This is a genomic window from Chitinophaga sp. OAE865 (assembly GCF_040546735.1).
Lineage (GTDB): Bacteria > Bacteroidota > Bacteroidia > Chitinophagales > Chitinophagaceae > Chitinophaga > Chitinophaga polysaccharea_A.
Genome location: NZ_JBEPOF010000001.1, coordinates 4,552,420 through 4,574,320, shown reverse-complemented (window position 1 = coordinate 4,574,320; position 21,901 = coordinate 4,552,420). Strand labels below are relative to the sequence as shown.

The window sequence follows — 21,901 nt, the reverse complement described above, 5'->3', positions numbered from 1 at the left end:
GTGTGAGAATAGCGTTAAATATTTTGTTATCTCAATTAGTCTACTATATTTGTGGACTAATAGTTAAACCTTTAAATCTTCCGGTTATGCCCGATAAGCCATTACATTTCGACACCTTACAGGTACATGCAGGCTACCAGCCCGAATCTTCTACCCATGCGGCTGCAGTGTCTATTTACCAGACAACGTCCTATACATTCGACAGTGCGGAGCATGCGGCCGACCTGTTCCAGCTGAAACAGTTTGGGAATATTTATACCCGCATCATGAATCCCACCACAGACGTTTTTGAGAAAAGAGTGGCGGCGCTGGAAGGTGGTGTAGGCGCATTAGCGGTGGCTTCCGGGCAGGCGGCGCAGTTTATAGCGTTGCATAATATCCTCTTGCCGGGAGATAATTTTGTTACTTCTTCTTACTTATACGGCGGTACTTTTAACCAGTTTAAAGTAAGCTTCAAGCGTATAGGTGTGGAGGCCCGTTTTGCGGATCTTGATAACCCGGAGAGCTTTGAAGCGCTGATCGATGAAAAAACAAAAGCGATCTATGTGGAAACCATTGGTAATCCCGGGTTTGCCGTTCCTGATTTTGAAAAGATCAGCGCAATTGCGCGTAAACATGATATCCCGTTGGTGGTGGATAATACCTTTGGTGCGGCAGGTTATTTAAGCCGTCCGCTGGAGCATGGCGCCAACGTGGTGGTGGAAGCTGCCACGAAATGGATTGGCGGGCATGGCACCAGCATTGGCGGTATCATTGTGGATGGAGGCAACTATAACTGGGGGAATGGTAAGTTTGTGCAGTTCAGCGAGCCGGATGAAGCTTATCATGGTATGAAGTTCTGGGAAGTGTTCGGATCGCACAGCCCGTTTGGCAATATTGCGTATATTATCCGTGCGCGTGTGGCCGGCTTAAGGAGCTGGGGACCGGCACTGGCGCCACAGAACTCTTTCCTGTTCCTTCAGGGCCTGGAAACCCTCTCGCTCCGCGTACAACGGACGGTAGACAATGCCCTTGCACTGGCACAATGGCTGCAGCAACATCCGCAGGTGGAATCTGTTAATTATCCCGGGTTACCGGATAATAAATATCATGCACTGGCGAAGAAGTACCTGCAAAATGGCTTTGGCGGCGTATTGAGCTTTAAGATCAAAGGAGGAAAGGAAACGGCAGATAAATTCGTACAGGCATTAAAGTTAATATACCATCTTGCCAACGTAGGAGATTCCAAAACGCTGATCATCCATCCTGCCACTACTACCCACCAGCAGCTCAGCGAGGAAGAGCAAAGGAAAGCAGGCGTAGCGCCCGGCGTATTGCGTATTTCGCTGGGTATTGAACATATCAGTGATATTAAGGGAGATATTGAACAGGCGTTCCGGTCGGTAGTATAAAACAGTGCCCGTGGTTGCTGTAATTGTTTACAGCAACCACGGTTTATTCATTGTCCTTTTTACCAAATTTGATCTTTACTTTTCCATCTTTTTCAGATACTGCGCGCAGGTGTATTATAATCCCTTTCCTGCTGCGTTTACGTTTTTCTTCCATATCGGTTACCGCTGAATCTTTAGCGGGGTTCCTCAATGGAATGGCCAGGTTGATATTGGTAGCCGCGTTTATCCCGTAAACCCCGTCCACATCAATATTAATAGCACTGGACGCGATACGCATGGGCGGGATCAGTATTTTGTTTCCCTGCACCTGCAAGGTATTAGACAGGTCCTCGATAGTGATACTGTCGAGATGACGCTTGCGGAAAGCAAAGTTGCCAATATCTGCCAGTGGGCCGAAATTGACAAGCGCGCCGTTCCTCAGGTTAAAATTGATGGTGCCATAGAGAGAATTCTTTGCAAGACTTCCGTTATCCAGTACGTTTCCTTTCAGGTTCACTTTCGCTGAAACGTTTCCTTTCAGGTTCTCCGATTTGAGGGACGACATCCCGAAGTTATCGAATGCGTAAAACAGCTGGCTGATATACACATTATTCACGGTGGCGTTCATATTGAAGTTATTGTTATTCCCCTGCTGGTGAAGCGTTCCGGTCATTTGCATATTTCCGCCTGCATGCTGCAGGGCGATCTGTTTTAACAGTATATCCGTACTCGTTAGTTGCAGGGAGGCCTTCACATTCTGCGCGGTAAAGCGCTGATAAATGATCTTGTCCAGCTGCACCTGCATCACTACATTGCTGGAAGCCAGTACCACATCCAGTTGCCGGTTCACGCGGCTCATCCTGGCTTTCTGCTGACTGCGGGAGGCTTTCACTTTCCGGCGCGGCGCCAGGAAGCTTTTGAATTCATTCAGGTCTGCCAGCTGGCTGCGGATATTCCAGGTGAGCTCAATTTTTTCCGGTGTGGTGAAGTACAGGTTAAGGAGGTTCTTTACCATCCCATCCATTTGCAGGTTACTTTTCTCTGTTTTTATGCGGATGTTTTCCAGCAGCAGGTCCTGCCCCGTAAAGCGCAGGGAGGCATTGGCATCATGAAAAGATAAGTTACGCGGCAGATAGGTGAATGCGCCCTGTTTTACCTGCACTACCCCTTCCAGGGAAGACGGCGTATTATCGTTGGCCAGCACGGGGCCTGTATAATACAGGTCGGCATTGGCACTGCCATCCTTGAATAATACCGGGCTTTCGTCGGCCCCGCTGTTCAGGTTCGTTAGCGGGAAATCCGAGCGGAAATGCCCGCGCAGCAATGGCTGCTTCAGGTTCACCACCCTAATGGTATCTGCTTTCAGCGGTACTCCCGCCAGGGTGGCGCTCAATCCAAAAATATTCACAGCGGAATTTTCATCGTTATGGCCCTGGCCCGGTATCACTTCGTTGTTAAACCTCCCTGTAAAATTACAGTTGGTCCATTCTCCCATAGTGCTCACCAATACGTTGTTGGTGGTTTTCCAGGTAATAAGCACTTTGGGGGTATCCCGGTATTTCATATGACCCTCGAGGTTAGCTTCCGCATCCAGGGGTTTGGTGAGGGTAATGCTGCTTAGTTTCGTACTGATATTGGGCGACAACCAGGAGGCGGCATCATGCAGCAATACCTGGTTGGCATTAATTTTCAGGCGGAAAGGCGGTGGTTTTTCACCAAAGCCAAACTGCCCGGTGATCAGCACCGGGTGGTCATCTATCCGGATCTCCTGTTGCGGTATATGGAGGATCTTTGTGCGTTTGTTAAAGATAACGGAGAGGTTTAACTGCAGTTTTTTATCTTTCAGATAACTTCCCTTAGCAGTATTAAAGGCAAAACTTTTTGACAGGATATCCGATATCATGGTAAACTGGATGCTGGTATCAGTAGCATTCAGTTTGCCATCCAGCTGGCGTACATCCAGCTGAAATAGTTTAAACTTCTGCCGGTTATCTATAATAAAACTGATATTCTTTAATGTCAGCTTGTTGATGCTGGCATCCTTTGAACCTTTGCTTTTCTTTTCCGGGGGCGTTTTCCGTTGCAGCACATAAGTGTTGGAATAGCCGCTGGTGTCGGTATAGAGGAAAACAGTACCATCCTGCAGGCTGATCTCATTCACATCTACGTGCTTGCGTAACAGTGATAACGTGTTGACCCGTACGAAAATATAATTCACATCCAGCAATGGGTGATGGTGCTGCTGAAAGAGGCTGTCTTCCAGCACCACTTTCTTCAAAGCGATGGATACGTTGGGAAAGCTCTTCAGCAGGGAAGGCTCCATATCCCCGATACGTATATTCCCGTTCAGGCGATCATTCAGCTGGGAGGTGATCTGTTTCAGGAAATTGTCTTTGTTGGCATGTATGTACCACGTCATCCCCAGGAATAACAACAACAGGAATGCGATAAATATACCGCCGGTAATAAGGATGATCCGGAGCCATTTTCTCATGTAGAAAGGGTTTATCTGCTATAACAGCCTGAGCTGCTAAACAGTTCACCAACCCATAAAAACCATGCCCGTTCCGCAGAGTGTAACAGCGGCGCCGCTGATGGCGGCCATGTATCTCTCAGCGGCTACGGGTTTCATGAGGGAAAAACCATAATATCCCAGCAACACCATGATGATCATGGTAAGGATCGTAAAAAATGTAAACGTGGCAATCAGCATCACAATGCCGGGCACAGACTGTTGCGCTGCGGGATAAAATAGCAAAGGCAGTAATGGTTCCGATGGCCCCATTACAAATATTACAAACAGGATCCAGGGCGTTACCCGGATCCTTTTCTGAGGTGCCACATACGCCTCATTATGCCGGTGCTGGTACACATACATATCGCCGTCGTCGTACACATCAAAGTGTTTATGCGGCCTGTTGGCGATAGCCTTATACAATCCCCAAATGAGGTAAAAAAGCCCCAGTACCAGCAATGCCCATCCCGCAATGCCGCCCCGTACTTCGGTAATAGTGGTAAAACGGGACAACTGCCATCCCAGCAGCACCCCTATCATACCAATAACCAGTGAGCTCATTACATGCCCGAGGCCACAGAGGGCCGTCCACCCGATGGTTTTGGCCACCGACCATTTACGGGTGCGGGAAAAAACGATAAAGGGTACATAATGATCCGGTCCGGAGGCTGTATGGAGACAGCTGATAGTAACCGCAGTCAGTAATAAACTGTTATCGATAAATGACATACTGTTGTTTTAAACAGGTAAATATTTCGCCAGTTGCTGCTGGCATTCAAATAATTGTTCCCCGCTGTGCCCCAGCATTCTTACCATGATACCATTTCCGGCGGTGCGGGTAACGCCGGCAAGCAGGCCGGGTTGTTGTTCCAGGTAACGGTGAAGGTTATCCGTAGTTTCCTGCAGGGATATTCCTTCACGGGTATCAACATACAGGAAAGTGGCCTGGTGGGTATATCCTTCCATCCAGCCCATTGCCTGGAAATCGGTAACACCGGGTTGCATCAGGAGGTTATCCATCAGCAACAGCCGGGTTCCTGAAAAGACCCGGGTAATGCTGTGCAGTTTTTTAAACCGGAACACTTCCCCGTTGAGCTTACGCCCACAGGTAATGATCTCTCCCCATACAAGGCGGCAATTATCCGACAGGCGCAGGTTCGTGTAGCCGGTATAGGCAGCCTTTTCATGCGGTACCAGCGGATGCGGTAAAAAGGTGAAGGTGCTGCCGCTTTGCAGTCGTACTTCCATTTCCTGGATAGCGCCTGTTTCCATGTTAAACAGCCGCTGGTAGGCCTGTGTTTGCAGGTGTAAAGCGGTGCCGGCAGCTACGGTGATATCTACCTGGTAATGGTCTTTATCCAGCATGCCGGGGGAAGAGCTCATCATCATGAGGCGCAGTACCGGATCGCTGCGTTCTTCCCGCACATTGGCAATTTTAAAAGGCCTGGTACAGAAGCACTCTTTCAGGTAAGTACTATCCTCCCTCTTTCCTGTCAATATCTTCAGTTCACTGATCATGTAAGGAGATTAGGCGCTGCAATATCTTCCAGTAAGGCGTATCTCTTAATCCAGTTGATCACGTTATCGAGCCCTGTGCCGCTCATAAGGTCCGTAAATACGAAAGGCTGCCCGTTCCTCATTTTGCGGGCATCCCTCTCCATCACGCCGAGGTCGGCATGTACATAGGGCGCCAGGTCAATTTTATTGATCACAAGCAGGTTGGAGCGGGTAATACCGGGACCTCCTTTACGGGGTATTTTATCTCCTTCTGCCACGTCTATCACAAAGATGGTCACATCTGCCAGGTCGGGGCTGAAAGTGGCGGAAAGGTTATCGCCACCGCTTTCTATGAACACAATTTCAATATCCGGGAAGCGGCGCACCATTTCTTCCACGGCCTCCAGATTCATACTGGCATCTTCGCGGATAGCTGTGTGCGGGCAGCCGCCCGTTTCCACACCGATGATCCTTTCCGGGGGCAGCAGGCTGTTCTTTGTCAGGAACTCTGCATCTTCCTTTGTGTAAATATCATTCGTGATAACAGCTACCTGGTAATGGGGGGCCATTTGCCTTGTTAACCGTTCAATGAGGGCCGTTTTACCGGAACCTACCGGGCCGGCCACTCCTACTTTTATATATTCTCTGCTCATGGGTATAAATAATTATGATTACGACATATACAAGCGGCTGTACAGGCGTTCGTGTTGCATGCTGCGGATATCAAATGCAGCATTGCAAAGCCCGAGCAATGATCTATCCGGTTGTATGGTAGCTTCTGTCAGTTCCTCCAGTAAAGGTTGCAGGTCAAAGATGATGTCTTGTCCGTCCATTTGCCCCAGCGGCACCAGTTTTACACAGTTGGTTATCATGCCCATGGCTGCGTTGTAATAAAACCCAAACAAAGCGGCACGCAATGAGATACCGGTGAGCTGTGCATAGATCCCGAATGCCAGGCTGTAATGCGGGCTGCTGCCGGCTTCTGTTTCAAACTGCGTTACCAGGCTGCTGAGGTACCTGCGACTAAAAATACGTGTGAGCCGGACGCCCAGTTTCTGGCTGGCTTCCCGTAGCTCCCGCGGCGCTTTTACGGCGTTACACAGTTGTTGCAGCTCCAGCAGTTCGTCCAGGTTATTTTGGGCGGTAGCTGTATAGGCCAGGCTCATAAATGCGGCGTCGTTATAGCGCAGATTATTTTGCAGCATATTACGTACAAAGGTGGCAGCGGTGACGGTATTGTTCACCAGGCCTTGTTGCACAAAGGTTTCCAGCCCGGCAGAATGCGTATAGCCGCCGATAGGCAGCGTGCTGTCTGCCAGGTGTAATAAGCTGCCCGGGTAATGCTGTTCCATATGTTTTATTTTGACGCCAGTTCCAGGATCTTTTCAAAAAACGAAGGCCCGTTGTTCCCGTGCGTATGTGGTTGCACGTTAGTACGCAGGATGTGCAGCAGTTTGCGCCTTTCTTTTTCCACCGGGTAACCGGCGGCATGCAGCCAGCGGTACAGCGGCTCATCGGCAGGAATAAGCAGTTGTTCTTCTTCGAGGAAAAGCGGCAGGTGTTTGTTGCCGATCTCGTAGCATACCTTTGCCATTTCCCCCATGTTGCGCGGACTGATCACAATGGCTTCACAGGGAAGTATGTCTACCACGATCATCAGTTCATCGTCCTGGTATACGATATCATTTTGCCGCAGTTGCTGTCCTTCCCTTGTAAACTTCAATGCCACCTCACGCCCGCCGGCAGTGTGTTTGCGCTGGATGCGCCTGGAGGTTTCAAACCATTCCAGCGGCAGCAGGTCTGTTTCCTTACTACTGCGTGTGTGCGTATCCGTATTTCCAATGATCTCCCTTACCAGCATATCTTCTGCGGATTAAAATAAAAAATAGCGTTGTGCAAGCGACAATTCCTTTAGTGGCTCGCAGGTAATTTTTTCCCCGTCTACCCGTACTTCGTATGTTTCGGGATTTACCGTGATATCCGGTGTTTTGTCGTTGTGCACCAGGTCTTTTTTGGAGATGTTACGGCAGCTGCTCACTGGCAACAACTGCTTCTGCAGACCGTATTCTTCTTTAATACCTTTCTCTAACGACAACGCAGATACGAACAACACGCTGGTATGCAGCAATGCTTTTCCATGTGCGCCAAACATGTGGCGGTATATCACCGGCTGCGGTGTTGGAATGGAGGCGTTTGGATCGCCCATACGACTGGCATTGATCATACCGCCTTTGATGATCATCTCGGGTTTTACGCCAAAGAAAGCGGGTTTCCACAGCACCAGGTCCGCCATTTTGCCGGGCTCGAGGGAACCTACATGGGTAGAGATCCCGTGCGCAATAGCCGGGTTGATGGTGTATTTGGCGATGTATCTTTTTACACGGAAGTTATCATTATCGCTGTGCTTATCTTCTTCCAGCGCGCCGCGTTGCTTCTTCATTTTATCGGCGGTTTGCCAGGTGCGTATAATTACTTCACCGATGCGGCCCATCGCCTGTGAGTCGGAGCTCATAATGCTGAATACGCCCATATCGTGCAGTATATCTTCCGCCGCGATGGTTTCCGGCCGTATGCGGGAATCTGCAAAGGCTACGTCTTCCGGTACTTTTTTATCGAGGTGATGGCATACCATGAGCATATCGAGATGCTCATCGATGGTATTCACCGTGTAAGGCCGTGTAGGATTGGTGGATGCAGGCAATACGTTCGGAAAGGAGGCCGCGCGGATGATATCCGGCGCATGGCCGCCCCCCGCGCCTTCTGTATGGAAGGTATGAATTACACGGCCGTTGATAGCGTTGAGGGTATCTTCCAGGAAGCCGGCTTCATTCAGCGTATCGGTGTGAATAGCGATCTGTACATCCAGTTCATCGGCTACTTTCAGTGATGCGTCAATTACTGCGGGGGTAGCGCCCCAGTCTTCATGAATTTTCAGTCCCAGCGCACCGGCTTCAATCTGTTCCACCAATGGCGCCGTGGTGGCGCAATTCCCTTTTCCAAAGAAACCCAGGTTTACCGGGTATGCTTCCGCAGCCTGCAGCATGCGCTGTATATTCCATTTGCCCGGGGTTACCGTGGTGGCGCTGGTCCCATCTGCCGGACCGGTACCACCGCCTATCAGTGTGGTTACGCCGCTGAAAAGTGCATGATCTACCTGTTGCGGGCATATGAAGTGAATATGCGTATCTATGCCGCCGGCGGTAGCAATCAGGTTGGCGCCGTTGTGTACTTCCGTAGATGCGCCGATGATGAGCTGCGGATGTACACCGTCCATAGTATCGGGATTCCCTGCCTGTCCTACTGCCACGATCTTCCCGTCTTTAATCCCTATATCTCCTTTTACAATTCCCCAATGATCGATGATGATCACATTGGTGATCACAAAATCCAGCACCCCTTCGCTGCGCAGTGCGGTGGCTGATTGCGCCATACCGTCCCTTACGCTTTTACCGCCGCCGAACTTGCTTTCGTCGCCATATACGTTATAGTCTTTTTCTATTTCTATGATCAGGTCTGTATCTGCCAGGCGCACGCGATCGCCGGTAGTAGGACCGTACATATTTACATACTTTGTTTTGCTGATGTGCAGGCTCATAACTGTCCGGATTTAAAATGGAGGGAATCTGCTTTGGCGATGGCAGCTGCTTTCACAGCGGGATCGGTGGTATCGCCATTCACGAGGTTATTGATACCGATCACTTTCCTGGCGCCGCCCAGTTCTACCAGTTCTACTTCTTTTGCTTCGCCTGGTTCAAAACGAACCGCGTTACCGGAAGGAATATTGAGCCTCATACCGAATGCTGCCTCCCTTGGGAAAGACATCATACGGTTCACTTCAAAAAAGTGGCAGTGGGAGCCAATCTGCACGGGCCTGTCGCCGGTGTTGACCACGCTGATCCGCACCGTTTTCCGGCCGGCATTGGCAATGATATCTTCTTTCTTCAAAAAATATTCCCCGGGTATCATGGTTGTAATTTTTAGTAATGGTTAACGGATAGGATCGTGTACAGTTACCAGTTTGGTGCCATCGGGAAAGGTAGCCTCGATCTGTACTTCATGGATCATTTCGGGCACTCCTTCCATTACATCTTCACGGGTAAGAATGGTAGCGCCATAATGCATGAGGGCAGCTACGGAATTGCCGTCGCGTGCCGCTTCCATTAAACGGCTGCTGATAAGTGCAATGGCTTCCGGGTAATTCAGGCGCAGTCCTCTTGCTTTTCTTTTCTCTGCCAGTTCCCCGGCCAGGTGCAGTAATAATTTTTCGGTTTCCCGTGCAGTCAGGTGCATATGAATAGATTGTTGTAAAAAAAACTTGTTACCGGGAGATTGGCTGGTGTATGAAAGGCGGGGTAAAATACGAATTTTCGCGGAATTTGTCGCGGAGGTTGTCTGACTCAGGATTAAACTGATTATACTGATTACGCTGATTTGATTATTTTTGATTTTAAAGGATTTGGGGAGATAAAAGCGAATACGCTTCTATCTCCCCAAATCCTTTTCTAATCTTTATAAAATCCAAAAAATAATCAAATCAGCGTAATCAGTATAATCAGTTTAATCCTGAGTCAGACAACCTTCGCTAATGGGCTGTAGCGGCTATTTTGCCGAAACGGGTGCGTACGGCTTCCAGTTCGGCGTGTTTCATTTTTGAAGTTTTTTCAAGGACACCAACGAAGTAGTCTACTTCTTCTTTTTGTGCGGGACAGCCTACATTTTGCAGTTTACCGGCAGGGCTTTTCATGCGGCTGTCGGCCAGTAATTCGCCGTTGGTATTTAACACCAGCCAGAATGGGATGCCTTCCTGGTCGCCATGGTATTTGGCCAGCAGGTCGGCCCCACCGGGGTTTTCCAGGGCCTTGTTGGCGCCATTTTCCAGTACGGTGATATGACGGATCTCGTAGTTGTTATCAAATGCTTTTTTCACGCTGGCATCATTCATAGCGGTGTCCATTTTATGGCACCAGCCGCACCAGGATGCGTGAAAGATAACGAACACTTTTTTATTGGCTTTCGCAGCCTGTGTACAGGCATCTTTTACTACCTGATCGGCCGCAGGCGGCGCCTGCTGGGCTTTTACAGCAGAGAATGTGAATGCAGAAAATGCAACTGTTAAAGAGAGCACTAAAGAACGCATGGGTGATTGGTTTTTCCAAATATAGCGAATTGATCGCCTTCGGCGATGGGAATTTTGTCTGACTCAGGATTAAACTGATTTTACTGATTACCTGGATTTTGTTTTTTGGATTTTATTGATTTTAAATAAGAAGGGAGATAAAAGCAAATATTCCCTTTATCTCCCTTAATCATTTATAAATCTAAAAACAAAATCCAGGTAATCAGTAAAATCAGTTTAATCCTGAGTCAGACAAAATCCGCGTTAATCGTCGAGCTTCAATACCGCGAGGAAGGCTTCCTGCGGGATTTCCACGCTGCCTATCTGGCGCATGCGTTTCTTACCTTCTTTTTGTTTTTCGAGTAATTTACGTTTACGGGAAATGTCGCCACCATAACATTTTGCGGTTACGTCCTTACGCATAGCGCTGATGTTTTCGCGGGCAACAATTTTGGCGCCGATAGCTGCCTGGATAGCGATAAGGAATTGCTGGCGGGGCAGCAGTTCTTTCAGCTTTTCGGTGAGCTTGCGGCCAAATTCGTGAGCGCGGCTTCTGTGGATCAGGGCACTGAGCGCATCCACTTTTTCGCCGTTCAGGAGGATGTCCATTTTCACGATATCGCTGTCGCGGAAGCCGATCGGTGTGTAATCGAAGGAGGCATAGCCGCGTGTCTGGCTTTTCAGTTTATCGTAGAAATCGAATACGATCTCTGTTAATGGTATTTCAAACATCAGTTCCACACGGGTGGTGGTCAGATAGCTTTGATTCAGGAGGTTGCCGCGTTTGCCGAGGCAAAGGGTCATGATGTTACCGATATATTCGGGTTTTGTGATGATCTGTGCGCGGATGAAAGGTTCCTCGATCTTATCCAGGCGGGTTGGATCGGGCATTTCACTCGGGTTGTTCACAATGATCACGCCTTCGCGGGTGGTGTGGGCAATAAAGCTTACGTTGGGAACCGTGGTGATCACGGTTTGATTGAATTCCCTTTCCAGGCGTTCCTGGATGATCTCCATGTGGAGCATGCCGAGGAAGCCGCAACGGAAGCCGAATCCCAGCGCCTGCGAGGTTTCCAGCTCATAGGTGAGGGAAGCATCGTTCAGCTGCAGTTTATCCATGCATTCGCGCAGTTCTTCAAAGTCTTCCGTATTCACGGGATAGATCCCTGCGAATACCATGGGCTTTACTTCCTGGAAACCGTTGATACCTTCTGAGCAGGGGTTGTTAGACAGGGTGATGGTATCCCCTACTTTTACTTCCTTGGCGCTTTTGATACCGGTAATGATATATCCCACATCCCCGGTGAACACTTCCTTGCGTGGTTCGAGGCCGAGTTTGAGGATACCTACTTCATCTGCAAAATATTCTTCTCCGCTGTTTACAAATCTGATCTTATCCCCTTTTTTGATAGATCCGTTGAACACGCGGAAATAGGCGATGATACCACGGAATGAGTTGAATACGCTATCGAAGATAAGCGCCTGCAGGGGCGCTTCATTACTGCCTTTTGGGGCGGGAATGCGATGTACTATGGCTTCCAGGATATCCTCGATACCGATACCGGTTTTACCGGAAGCGAGCAGGATATCTTCGCCTTTTACACCAATGAGCTCAATGATCTGGTCTTTCACTTCCTCGATCATGGCGCCCTGCATATCAATTTTATTGATAACGGGAATGATTTCGAGGTCGTTTTCCAGTGCCAGGTAGAGATTGGAAATTGTTTGTGCCTGGATACCCTGTGCGGCATCTACCAGGAGGAGTGCGCCTTCACAGGCAGCGAGGGCACGGGATACTTCGTAGGAGAAGTCAACGTGGCCGGGGGTATCGATCAGGTTAAAGATATATTTTTCACCATTTTTTGCAGTATAATCCATCTGGATGGCGTGGCTCTTGATGGTGATACCTTTTTCACGTTCAAGATCCATGTCGTCCAGCACCTGGGCCTGCATGTCGCGGTCGGAAATAGTATGTGTAAACTCCAGTAAACGGTCTGCCAGGGTACTTTTACCGTGGTCAATATGGGCAATGATACAAAAATTGCGAATATTCTTCATATGATGTTTTGCTGTTCCGTAGTGCTGCTGCAATGTATTGGGCAGTACCTTTTCAGCCGGCAAAGGTATTGAAATTAGTTCATTAGTTAATGCGTTTGCTAATTATGTTTTGTTATTTGGTTTTTAAGGAGATAGAAACTGTAGCGGGTGCTTTTTTTGATATATTAATATATAAAGCTCAACTTTATAGACATAAGGGAAAAATGAGGGTGTTAACCCCGTATTGTTAAAAGTTCAAAATTCACCGCATATGGAACTAACAAACCAGTTTGAAGAAGCAGTGGCAGCCAGTAAAACGCTGCCGGAGAAACCTTCCAATGAAATCCTGCTGCAGTTGTATGCTTTGTATAAACAGGGCACAACCGGCGATGTGGATAACGACGGGCCATCCAACCCGTTTGATTTTGTGGCGAAGGCCAAGCATGAGGCCTGGGCGGAGCTGAAAGGCAAAACAAAAGAGGCCGCCATGCAGGAATATGTGGACCTGGTAAAGAAACTGAAAGGGAATAATTAGCCGGAAGCTGTTGGCTGATGGCTAACAGCTTCTTGCATCTTTTTCCTTACTTTTGAGTTATGGTACCTTCATACACGATAAGCGAAAAGTCACAACACTACCTGGCGCTGGAAGAACAGTATGGTGCCCATAATTATCACCCGTTACCGGTTGTACTGGACCGTGGCGAAGGTGTTTTTTTATGGGATGTGGATGGCAAACGTTATTATGATTTTCTGTCCGGCTATTCTGCCGTTAACCAGGGGCATTGCCACCCTAAAATTATTGCCACGCTCATAGAACAGGCGAAGAAACTGACACTTACCTCCCGCGCGTTCCATAACGACCTGCTGGGGGAATACGCACAATACATCACCGGTTATTTCGGATATGATAAGGTGCTGCCGATGAATACGGGTGTGGAAGCGGTGGAAACAGCGCTGAAGCTGTGCCGTCACTGGGCGTATATAGTGAAAGGCGTTCCGAAAGACAAAGCAAAAATCATTGTGTGCGCCAATAACTTCCACGGGCGTACGCTGAATATCATTTCCTTCAGTACGGATCCGGCCGCGCGCGATAACTTCGGTCCATTCACGCCGGGGTATGAGATCATTCCTTACAACAGCTTACCCGCACTGGAGCAGGCTTTGCAGGATAAGAACGTAGCCGGCTTCCTGGTAGAGCCTATACAGGGCGAGGCAGGCGTGATGGTACCTGATGAAGGATACCTTTCCAAAGCGCGGCAATACTGTCAGGACGCCAATGTACTGTTCATTGCAGATGAAATACAAACGGGCCTGGCACGTACCGGTAAAATGCTGGCATGCGATCATGAAAATGTGCGCCCGGACATCCTGATCCTTGGGAAAGCCTTATCCGGCGGCACTTTGCCGGTAAGCGCCGTACTGGCCGATGATGAGGTGATGCTCACTATCAAACCGGGTGAACATGGCTCTACCTACGGCGGCAATCCGCTTGCCTGCAAGGTAGCCATCACTTCCCTGCAGGTGCTGAAGGAGGAAAAGATGGCGGAAAATGCTGCGGCCATGGGAAAGCAGCTCCGCAACGGCCTCAATGAACTGCAGTCCCCTTACATTACCACCATCCGCGGTAAGGGATTGCTGAATGCCATCGTTATTACGCATAAAGATCCGGAAGCTGCGTGGGACCTTTGCCTTACTTTAAAGGAAAACGGCCTGCTGGCCAAACCAACACACGGAGATAAAATACGGTTTGCACCTCCCCTGTCTATCAACGCCGGACAGATCAGCGATTGTGTGCAGATCATCAGGAAAAGCCTGGAACAGGCTTTCAGCTAGTGAACCTTTATATGACTATATCCCATAAAGCCATCCGGAGCTCCGGGTGGAAAACAGACTTCTTAATCGGGTTTCCCGACGGGCTTTTCCTGCTGTTCTTTGCCACGCAGGTGATGCAGGTATTTCCCATAGAAGTTCAAACGTTTTATACCATCCACTTATGTGTATGGATCATCGGCGCCTTTCTGGTGATGATCAGCGCATTCCAGGCTAATAAGGGCGACCTGCAGCACGACAGCTACCTGTTGTCGGACGAGGAACGGACCAAGCTGCAACGCCTGGATATCAATGCCCGCACAATTGCGCACATAGAACAGGAAATGGAAAAGGATGCACAGTCGTGGGAGCTGATGCTGGAACAGGAGAAAGTAAAGGAAACTACGTACAGCCGTTCCCGTGCTATCAGGAGCGCGCTGATGACAGGCTTTTTCTTTTTAGTTGGCGGCGGTTTTTCGCTGGGGCCCTATCTCTCCAACGAAAATTTTACGGCTGCCTCACAAACCAGTATCATGCTGGTTTTCCTGGGTCTTACGGTATTCAGCTTTATTAAAGCGAAAGTAACTGCGCAACGCCCGCTCCCGGTAATCATCCGTTACTGGCTGATTGGAGCCGGTATTCTTGCAGGGGCATGGATCTTACATAAAACCATTTTCTGATCGCCTTCGGCGATAAGCGGAGTTTGTCTGACTCAGGATTAAACTGATTTTACTGATTACCTGAATTTTGTTTTTAGGATTTTAAAAGATTAAAAGATTTGGGGAGATATAAGCGGATAAAAATTTCCGCTTATATCTCCCCAAATCTTTTTAAAATCAAAAAATAAAATATGATCAAATCCTGGTAATCACCATTAATCAGTTTAATCCTGCAACAGACAATTTCAATCGCCGAAGGCGATCATTTACCTTTTGGTGTGCGTGTGAACAACACGCAGCCAAATGCCACCAATGCACCGGCCAGCGACAGGTACAACCCCGCCTGCGGGTGCGGGCAATCGCCCAGTTCGCACCTTGAGTACAGCAACATATTCCTGAATGTCCATGCCAGCAGGAATCCTGCAATAAAGAGATTGATCCTTGACACCCACTTGTTTTTCACCAGGAAAATTACAATGGCTATTACCGACAGTATAACCGACAAACGTCCGGGCTCACCATAATTGGAGCCTGCTCCGTTTACGCCTGTGAACACCAGGTGCCTGCCATCCACATCTACTGCCGACCACGGTAAAAAAGCGCATACAATTACCAGCAACGCTGCCAGTATTCCAATAATAGCTGTCCTGGACATACTTTTCAATTTAGGGAGGCAAAGGTACTTATTTTGCGCCCGGTTCACAATGCGTACGCAGATAATTAGTATATAAAGTGGATAAGTGCTCAAAAGTGCCCTGCCCTTCAGAGATGCTGTGCGTGCGGTTTGGATAGGCCATAAACTGGAACTGCTTGTTATATTTAATCAGTTCGTTCAGCAACATCTCCGCGTTCTGGTAATGTACATTATCATCGCCGGTACCGTGGATGTAGAGCAGGTTACCTTCCAGGTTTTTTGCATAGGTAATGGGCGAACCTTTTACAAAGTCGTCCCTGTTTTCTTCCGGCAGGCCCATATAACGTTCCTGGTAAATGTTGTCGTAAGTGAGCTGGTTGCCTACTGCGGCAATGGCGATGCCTGTTTTATAGATGTCAGGGTACTGGAACAAAAGATTCAGCGTCATAGAGCCTCCACCGCTCCAGCCCCATACAGCGGTGCGCTGCGGGTCAAGGAAAGTATATTTCTGTAGCAGCGCTTTAGTAGCCATTGCCTGGTCGCGGGCGTTGATCAACCCAACTTTACGGTAGATACATTTGCGCCAGGTGCGGCCTTTTGGCAGCGGTGTGCCCCTGTTGTCCATAGATATGTATACATATCCATCAGCGGACATATCGCCATCGTAGAGGAAGTTGCGGCCGGCGCCTACCACATCCAGGGCAGTAGCCCCGGCAGGCTCACCGTATACATAAAATACAACGGGATATTTTTTAGCGGGATCAAAGTTGACAGGTTTGCTCATCCAGCCGCTCATGGTAACGCCATCTACCGTGGTAATATTGAAGAACTCCGGTTTGTTAGGCGCTGATGCCCCTTTGGTAATGGCATTCAATACCGCATGGCTGCTGCTTTTATGCGCGGGCAGCTGTAGGTTTTCACTTACAGGATAAGTATAGGCATTACTGAACTCGTGGATAGCCCATGTACCATAAGGTGAAATCTTGTATTCATGAGAGCCCGGCTCGTTGGCAGGGGTAATACGCTCTGCTTTGCCACCGTTCAGCGGCACCTTATATAAGTACTGCTGGGTGGGATTCTCCGGCGAGGCCAGGAAATAGATGGTATTAGCCGCTTCGTCGATCTTGGCAATGCTGATCACATCATAGTTACCAGGCGTAAGTAAACTGGCTTTGCCATCTTCCAGGGAAATATTATAGAGATGGCGCCAGCCGTCCTGTTCACTTACCCAGATAAAGGACCTGCTGTTGCGGATAAAGTCCCATCCGGCAATGTTATCATCATCCCAGCGTGATTTCACATCGATCCATGCACTGTCTTTTTCTTCATAGAGCGGGCGTACTTTCCCGTTGCCGGCATCGCAAAGCATTATTTTGCTTTCATTCTGTTTGCGGTTCAGCTGCTGGATGATGAGGGTATTTTTACCTGGCACCCATTCCATGCGGGGAATATAGTGTTGTTGCTGATCGCCCGGAACCTGCATCCAGGTTGTTTTAGCAGTTTGTATATCTGCTACGCCAACGCGGCAGGCAGAAGGACTCTCCCCTGCCTTGGGATATTCTACCGGTACGGTGAAGGAATAGATGGAATCTGTGTTATCGATCATGAGGAAGTCGCGGATCTTCGTGGCATCGATCTGCCAGTAGGCGATGCGCTTACTGTCGGGGCTCCAGCGGAAACCATCGCGGCAGCCAAATTCTTCTTCATAGGCCCAGTCGAACGTACCATTAATAAAGCGGCGGGTGCCATCTGTGGTGATGGGGGTAATGGCGCCGGTAGACAGGTCTTCCACGAAGATGTTATGCCCGCTTACGTACGCGGCTTTAGTGCCATCCGGTGATAACTTGGCAAACATAAGGGAGGAAGCGGGTTTATCTTTCCCCAGCTGCCGGAGCTTACCGGTGGCAATGTCCAGTAACCAGTAGTCACCGCGGGTTTCGTAGCGCCATACTTTTTTTGTGTTGGTGTAAAGCAATACTTTCTTTTCATCTCCCGAAAAATAAAAATCCTTTAACGCAAGGCCATTATAAGCGGCTGCAGGGATTTTAAGGGAAGATGGTTCACCTGACAACGGGAAAGATTCAATACCGGCGGGAGTGGCTTTAAAATAGGACTTTCCGTCGATGCTCCACCGGATGCCCTTTCCGGGCTGCGCCTGCGTGGGCAGGCAATACAGCGCAATAAAAACAATGAGTAGCGTAAGTTTCTTCATCATGTAAGAATAATTTGCAATGGTAGCCAAATTATAATAGAAAAAGAATGAACAATATAGGGACGGTAGCGTTACTGGATAAAAAATCACCCTTTAGTATGAAAAAAACAATTTCTTTTTTTCTATTTTTATATCAGAATTAATAATTAAATAATGAAAACCAACCGGTTAAATATATATTAACCGGTAATCCTAAATCCTGCAGAAAAACCATCAGTTATGATTCAGATTACCTTATCTTATAAAAACCGAGAGTACCGGCATTTTGAAGATTCACCGCTTGCGCAGATAGCAGAGATCACCCGCAAGTTGCTTTATGCTTTACTGGAAGATATATACGACCTGGTGGCGAAAGAAACCGGCCGTTTTCTTATCTACCTTGATCATCATCCTAAAATTGAGGTGGAAGGATTCAGTCATGGCCTCCGTAACCAGATAGAGCGCACGCTCCGGGGTGAATCGGCCTATGAAGATGATTATTAGTTGCTCCACTCCCGCTACAGTGATATAAAGTATCCTTACCTTAGTTTACAAATCAGACAAGGAGCATGCAGCTTACCTTCATCCAGGTATTGGAATTACTGGGCACTTTTGCATTTGCTGTTTCGGGAGCCACCGCAGCTATCAACAAATCGTATGATGTAATCGGGTTACTGGCGCTGGCCTTTATAACGGCCATTGGCGGCGGAACGATCCGTGACCTGCTGATTGGCGCAACGCCGGTAGCCTGGATGACAGATGAATTAAGCAATACTGCGATTATAGTTGCCGCGATCATTGCTGCTTTATTTTTCTCTTATGTAAAAAAACTCACCCGCCTGCTCAGTACATTTGATGCAATAGGTCTTGGCCTGTTTACCATTACCGGCATCAACAAAGGATTGGCTGCAGGGCTTCCCATGCCAATATGTGTGGCGCTGGGTGTGATCACCGGCACCTTCGGCGGCCTGCTGCGCGATGTGATCACCGGGGAGCAGCCTATTCTTTTCACACGGGAAATATATGCTGCCGCTTCTATTGCCGGGGGAATCCTATACCTGGTGGCCGGGCATTTTACCGGTATTTCAGGGGATATAGTACAGAGTATATCCGTTGCTGTTATAGTGGCTATCCGGCTGGTAAGTCTCCGGCATAACTGGCAACTGCCCCGTTTACGTTCCTGATCCCCGGAGTTGGCCGGTAAATAAAATTTATTATATTGCTGATATGATGGCATTATTTGATAATTATATCGCGTTTGCGACCACAGTATTCATGGGATTACTGGCAATTGTAAATCCTATATCGGCCATCCCTGTTTTCATGGAGCTGACATCCAACATGGATAAAAAAGCCAAGCGGAATATTGCCACTAAATCAGTTATCATCGCCTTTTGCATTATCCTTGTTTTCAGTGTGGCGGGCAAACTTATTTTCCATGTATTTGGCATCACACTGGCAGCGCTGCGTGTTACCGGTGGTATCCTGGTTTTTGTGATCGGGTATGAAATGGTACGCGGAGAAAAAGAAAATAAAAATGAAAATCCCAAGCTCGGCACTCAACCGGTTAAGGCAGATCAGGGTATCAGCGTAGCTATTACCCCCCTGGCTATGCCTTTACTGGCAGGCCCTGGCGCAATTACCACCTCTATGAGCTATTCTGCAGCAAAAGATCTTACACATCTTGCTGTCGTAATAGTTATTTATGCACTTATATGTTATATCACCTATCTCCTCTTTATTGCAGGTGAGCGAATTGTAAAAATTATCGGCACCAATGTAATGATGGTTATTACAAAAATGATGGGGCTTATCCTGGCTGTTATCGGCGTCCAGATGTTTGCACTTGGCATCCGCGAACTTTTTAATTTTTAAAAAGATTTTTCCAGAACAATTTTAAATCGTTTCGTGTTATTACTTCAGATGCGCATTAAAAGGATTTATTTAGGGTGAATATTAGAGATAGAATAATCAGGAAAGTTAGCAGCCATTATCCGCATAGCGTTAACCCGCTATGAATGCCAGGCGCATCGGAAAAAATCCAAAACCATTTTATCCTATTGAAACACTTCGCGTAAAAACACGTGCAGGTTTCCCATTGCCTTTTTTAAAATTTTTTAGTTGAACAACAGGTAAAATCCGTTATTGATTACTAGGTGGATGTTATTTGTTCTCTTTTTTTAATAGGAACATAAGAGAATCAATATAGACGGAACAGTTAGCAGAAAAGCCGCCCCGATTCCTCGGGACGGCAGTCTTTTTTCAGGCTTTAGCTTTTCTTTTTACGCTTGCTGTCTGCAATATCTTTCTGATCATATTCATCTTCATCGTATCCTTCCAATACGTTATTCCGGTCGTCGTTCCTTTCTTTTTTGGCGCCGCCCTTGGCCGGGGCCAGCGCTTCATTCTTACGCTTGGTTTCTTTCAGCTCGCGCTTTTCGGCAGTACTTTTTTTGATCGTCATAAGTCATGGTTTTACATGATGGTTACAAAAAAAACGCCGGAACTGCCTTTAAGGAACCTGCATGTCTTCTTTGATCTCATCCGTTGCAGGTGCAATCACCCGCTCACCCGCCTGCAGGCGGCCAAACACTTCTGTTGAATCGTTATGGTGATTGCCCTCTTCTATATCAACCCATTTTGTATGATGATCTCTTACCGCCACTACATATTTCCTTTCAGTAGATCTTACAATGGCGGTGGCCGGCACCAGCAGGGCCTGTGCAGAGCCTTTCAGGGGCAACACCACTTCTGTATACATACCAGCCTTGAGTAGCCGTTTCGCATTCTGTACATCAATTTCCACAGCTTCGGAACGGTACCTGTCGTCCAGTGTACCGGCCTGCCTGGCGATGGTCCCTTCAAACTGCTCGCCCGGTATGGCATTCACCTCAAATGTGATCCGCGACTGATCCCCCAGCTGTGCACTGTAAATTTCCGGTACCTGTAATACCAGCCTCAGCTTGTCTTCCTGCTCCAGCATCAACATTGGCTTGTCATCCACTTTTGTGTCGGGCCCTACCAGCGCGCCGGGATGAATATTACGTTCGGTGATCACACCATCGAAGGGAGCGGTCACCGTTAAGTAGCTTTTATTTACTTCCTGAGCGCGGAAGTTAGCCTGTTCACTGTTCATGAGCGCGCTGTCGGCCAGCATGCGGGCCTTTGCCAGCTCCAGGTCGTGCGGGGAAATAGTACCCGGTTCCTCACTGGTGGCCACGGTACGCTCGTAATTATCTTTGCTGGAAGCGAACATAGCCGCGGCCTGCAAATATTTGGACTGCGCCGCATAATAATGCTGCGTTACTTCGGGTGCTTCCAGCACCAACAGCACCTGTCCTTTTTTTACCCTGGAACCGCGATCCACAGAGATGCTTTTCACAAAACCATTGATCCGCGGGTAAATACTTACTTTCTGAAAGGCAGCTAAAGTACCAGGCAGACGGATGCTTCCTTCCAGCGGGCGTTGTACCACTGTTGCCAGGAGGTAATGATGTTCATCTTTGCCTGTTTTCTTTTTATCTGTCATAGCCGCCGAATTACATGCTGTCATCAATGTGATGACTGCGGCCGTGAACAGGTAATATCTATATTGTTTCATAATAATGTTGTATTTAATTTTAAGCATTCGTGTTATCGGGCATGAGGGAGGGCGACTGGTAGCCTTCTTTCCGTTGCATCAGTGCGTATACCTGTGGTAATATGAGCAGTGCCGCCAATGTGGAAGCAATCAATCCACCGATCACAGCGCGGCCCAGCGGGGCGGTCTGATCACCCGCTTCCCCCAGGCCGCTGGCCATGGGGATCATACCGGCAATCATGGCCAGGCTGGTCATCAGGATAGGACGTAATCTTACACCTGCGCTTACCACCGCAGCCTTCCTTGCATCCCGGTATTCTATCCTGAGCTTTTCTGCATTTGTAACAATGAGGATCGCATTGGCCACCGATACACCGGTAGACATGATCATGCCCATATATGATTGCAGGTTGAGCGTAGCGTGGGTGAGCAACAGCGCTATCAGCGCACCCGCGATCACCGCGGGGATAGTGGTCAGTACCACCAGCGATAA

At 48.3% G+C, this 21,901-nt stretch carries 23 protein-coding genes; 7 read left to right on the top strand and 16 right to left on the bottom strand.

Features of this window, described 5'->3' with window-relative positions; all coding sequences use genetic code 11:
* Positions 1-86 precede the first annotated feature (86 nt).
* Positions 87-1,391 carry an O-acetylhomoserine aminocarboxypropyltransferase/cysteine synthase family protein gene (locus ABIE50_RS18465; RefSeq protein WP_209857732.1) on the top strand — a complete coding sequence of 435 codons (1,305 nt, stop codon included), beginning with the start codon at positions 87-89 and terminating at the stop codon, positions 1,389-1,391.
* 43 nt (positions 1,392-1,434) lie between these two features.
* Here the strand turns inward: ABIE50_RS18465 and ABIE50_RS18460 are convergent, their stop codons facing one another.
* From ABIE50_RS18460 to lepA, 11 genes are all read right to left on the bottom strand, one after another.
* Entirely contained in the window at positions 1,435-3,864 is a 2,430-nt protein-coding gene (locus ABIE50_RS18460) for an AsmA family protein (RefSeq protein WP_209857731.1), read from the bottom strand.
* Between the two features lie 45 nt (positions 3,865-3,909).
* Positions 3,910-4,614: a hypothetical protein gene (locus ABIE50_RS18455; RefSeq protein WP_209857730.1), complete on the bottom strand. Its 705-nt coding sequence runs from the start codon at positions 4,612-4,614 to the stop codon at positions 3,910-3,912.
* A 9-nt stretch (positions 4,615-4,623) separates the two neighbouring features.
* Positions 4,624-5,403 (bottom strand): urease accessory protein UreD, encoded by a 780-nt coding sequence (locus ABIE50_RS18450; RefSeq protein WP_209857729.1) that lies wholly within the window; start codon positions 5,401-5,403, stop codon positions 4,624-4,626.
* Positions 5,400-6,035 carry an urease accessory protein UreG gene (gene ureG / locus ABIE50_RS18445; RefSeq protein WP_142687002.1) on the bottom strand — a complete coding sequence of 212 codons (636 nt, stop codon included), beginning with the start codon at positions 6,033-6,035 and terminating at the stop codon, positions 5,400-5,402. Before ureG ends, ABIE50_RS18450 begins: the two co-directional genes overlap by 4 nt.
* 18 nt (positions 6,036-6,053) lie before the next feature.
* The gene (locus ABIE50_RS18440) at positions 6,054-6,734 is read right to left on the bottom strand and encodes an urease accessory protein UreF (protein WP_209857728.1); all 681 of its coding nucleotides are present in this window, start codon (positions 6,732-6,734) and stop codon (positions 6,054-6,056) included.
* Between the two features lie 5 nt (positions 6,735-6,739).
* A complete protein-coding gene (gene ureE / locus ABIE50_RS18435; RefSeq protein WP_209857727.1) occupies positions 6,740-7,243 on the bottom strand; it encodes an urease accessory protein UreE in 504 nt (167 codons plus the stop codon).
* Between the two features lie 12 nt (positions 7,244-7,255).
* Complete coding sequence (gene ureC, locus ABIE50_RS18430) at positions 7,256-8,977, bottom strand: urease subunit alpha (RefSeq protein WP_209857726.1); 1,722 nt, start codon at positions 8,975-8,977, stop codon at positions 7,256-7,258.
* The gene (ureB, locus tag ABIE50_RS18425) at positions 8,974-9,348 is read right to left on the bottom strand and encodes an urease subunit beta (protein ID WP_209857725.1); all 375 of its coding nucleotides are present in this window, start codon (positions 9,346-9,348) and stop codon (positions 8,974-8,976) included. The genes ureC and ureB overlap by 4 nt, the downstream gene beginning before the upstream one ends.
* A 21-nt stretch (positions 9,349-9,369) precedes the next feature.
* Complete coding sequence (gene ureA, locus ABIE50_RS18420) at positions 9,370-9,672, bottom strand: urease subunit gamma (RefSeq protein WP_142686997.1); 303 nt, start codon at positions 9,670-9,672, stop codon at positions 9,370-9,372.
* A gap of 292 nt (positions 9,673-9,964) precedes the next feature.
* Positions 9,965-10,519: a thioredoxin family protein gene (locus ABIE50_RS18415; protein ID WP_209857724.1), complete on the bottom strand. Its 555-nt coding sequence runs from the start codon at positions 10,517-10,519 to the stop codon at positions 9,965-9,967.
* Positions 10,520-10,762: 243 nt separating this feature from the next.
* Positions 10,763-12,556 carry a translation elongation factor 4 gene (gene lepA, locus ABIE50_RS18410; RefSeq protein WP_209857723.1) on the bottom strand — a complete coding sequence of 598 codons (1,794 nt, stop codon included), beginning with the start codon at positions 12,554-12,556 and terminating at the stop codon, positions 10,763-10,765.
* Between the two features lie 250 nt (positions 12,557-12,806).
* Here lepA and ABIE50_RS18405 point away from each other — a divergent pair, with 250 nt between their 5' ends.
* The 3 genes from ABIE50_RS18405 to ABIE50_RS18395 are packed head-to-tail and all read left to right on the top strand — an operon-like array spanning position 12,807 to position 15,024.
* Positions 12,807-13,070, top strand: a complete 264-nt coding sequence (locus ABIE50_RS18405) for an acyl-CoA-binding protein (RefSeq protein ID WP_142686994.1) — start codon at positions 12,807-12,809, stop codon at positions 13,068-13,070.
* A gap of 59 nt (positions 13,071-13,129) precedes the next feature.
* Positions 13,130-14,368 (top strand): ornithine--oxo-acid transaminase, encoded by a 1,239-nt coding sequence (gene rocD / locus ABIE50_RS18400; RefSeq protein ID WP_209857722.1) that lies wholly within the window; start codon positions 13,130-13,132, stop codon positions 14,366-14,368.
* 11 nt (positions 14,369-14,379) lie between these two features.
* Positions 14,380-15,024 (top strand): VIT1/CCC1 transporter family protein, encoded by a 645-nt coding sequence (locus ABIE50_RS18395; protein ID WP_209857721.1) that lies wholly within the window; start codon positions 14,380-14,382, stop codon positions 15,022-15,024.
* 241 nt (positions 15,025-15,265) lie between these two features.
* On the opposite strand, the gene ABIE50_RS18390 is transcribed toward ABIE50_RS18395, so the two are convergent.
* Together ABIE50_RS18390 and ABIE50_RS18385 are read right to left on the bottom strand one after the other, a co-directional pair.
* On the bottom strand, positions 15,266-15,658 hold the full coding sequence (locus ABIE50_RS18390) for a hypothetical protein (protein WP_209857720.1): 393 nt from the start codon (positions 15,656-15,658) through the stop codon (positions 15,266-15,268).
* 28 nt (positions 15,659-15,686) lie between these two features.
* Positions 15,687-17,852, bottom strand: coding sequence for a S9 family peptidase (locus ABIE50_RS18385; protein ID WP_354028070.1), 2,166 nt, complete (start codon positions 17,850-17,852; stop codon positions 15,687-15,689).
* Between the two features lie 216 nt (positions 17,853-18,068).
* Between ABIE50_RS18385 and ABIE50_RS18380 the strand changes: the two genes are divergently transcribed.
* The 3 genes from ABIE50_RS18380 (at position 18,069) to ABIE50_RS18370 (ending at position 19,703) form a co-directional block, all read left to right on the top strand.
* On the top strand, positions 18,069-18,332 hold the full coding sequence (locus tag ABIE50_RS18380; RefSeq protein ID WP_142686989.1) for a hypothetical protein: 264 nt from the start codon (positions 18,069-18,071) through the stop codon (positions 18,330-18,332).
* Positions 18,333-18,397: 65 nt separating this feature from the next.
* Positions 18,398-19,012, top strand: a complete 615-nt coding sequence (locus ABIE50_RS18375) for a trimeric intracellular cation channel family protein (RefSeq protein ID WP_209857719.1) — start codon at positions 18,398-18,400, stop codon at positions 19,010-19,012.
* A gap of 43 nt (positions 19,013-19,055) precedes the next feature.
* Positions 19,056-19,703: a MarC family protein gene (locus ABIE50_RS18370; RefSeq protein WP_209857718.1), complete on the top strand. Its 648-nt coding sequence runs from the start codon at positions 19,056-19,058 to the stop codon at positions 19,701-19,703.
* Positions 19,704-20,097: 394 nt separating this feature from the next.
* On the opposite strand, the gene ABIE50_RS18365 is transcribed toward ABIE50_RS18370, so the two are convergent.
* From ABIE50_RS18365 to ABIE50_RS18355, 3 genes are read right to left on the bottom strand one after another with little or no spacing between them, the layout of a single operon-like run.
* Entirely contained in the window at positions 20,098-20,292 is a 195-nt protein-coding gene (locus ABIE50_RS18365; protein ID WP_142686987.1) for a hypothetical protein, read from the bottom strand.
* Positions 20,293-20,340: 48 nt separating this feature from the next.
* The gene (locus ABIE50_RS18360; RefSeq protein WP_209857717.1) at positions 20,341-21,429 is read right to left on the bottom strand and encodes an efflux RND transporter periplasmic adaptor subunit; all 1,089 of its coding nucleotides are present in this window, start codon (positions 21,427-21,429) and stop codon (positions 20,341-20,343) included.
* Positions 21,430-21,448: 19 nt separating this feature from the next.
* Positions 21,449-21,892, bottom strand: coding sequence for an efflux RND transporter permease subunit (locus tag ABIE50_RS18355; RefSeq protein WP_354028069.1), 444 nt, complete (start codon positions 21,890-21,892; stop codon positions 21,449-21,451).
* Positions 21,893-21,901: the final 9 nt, after the last annotated feature.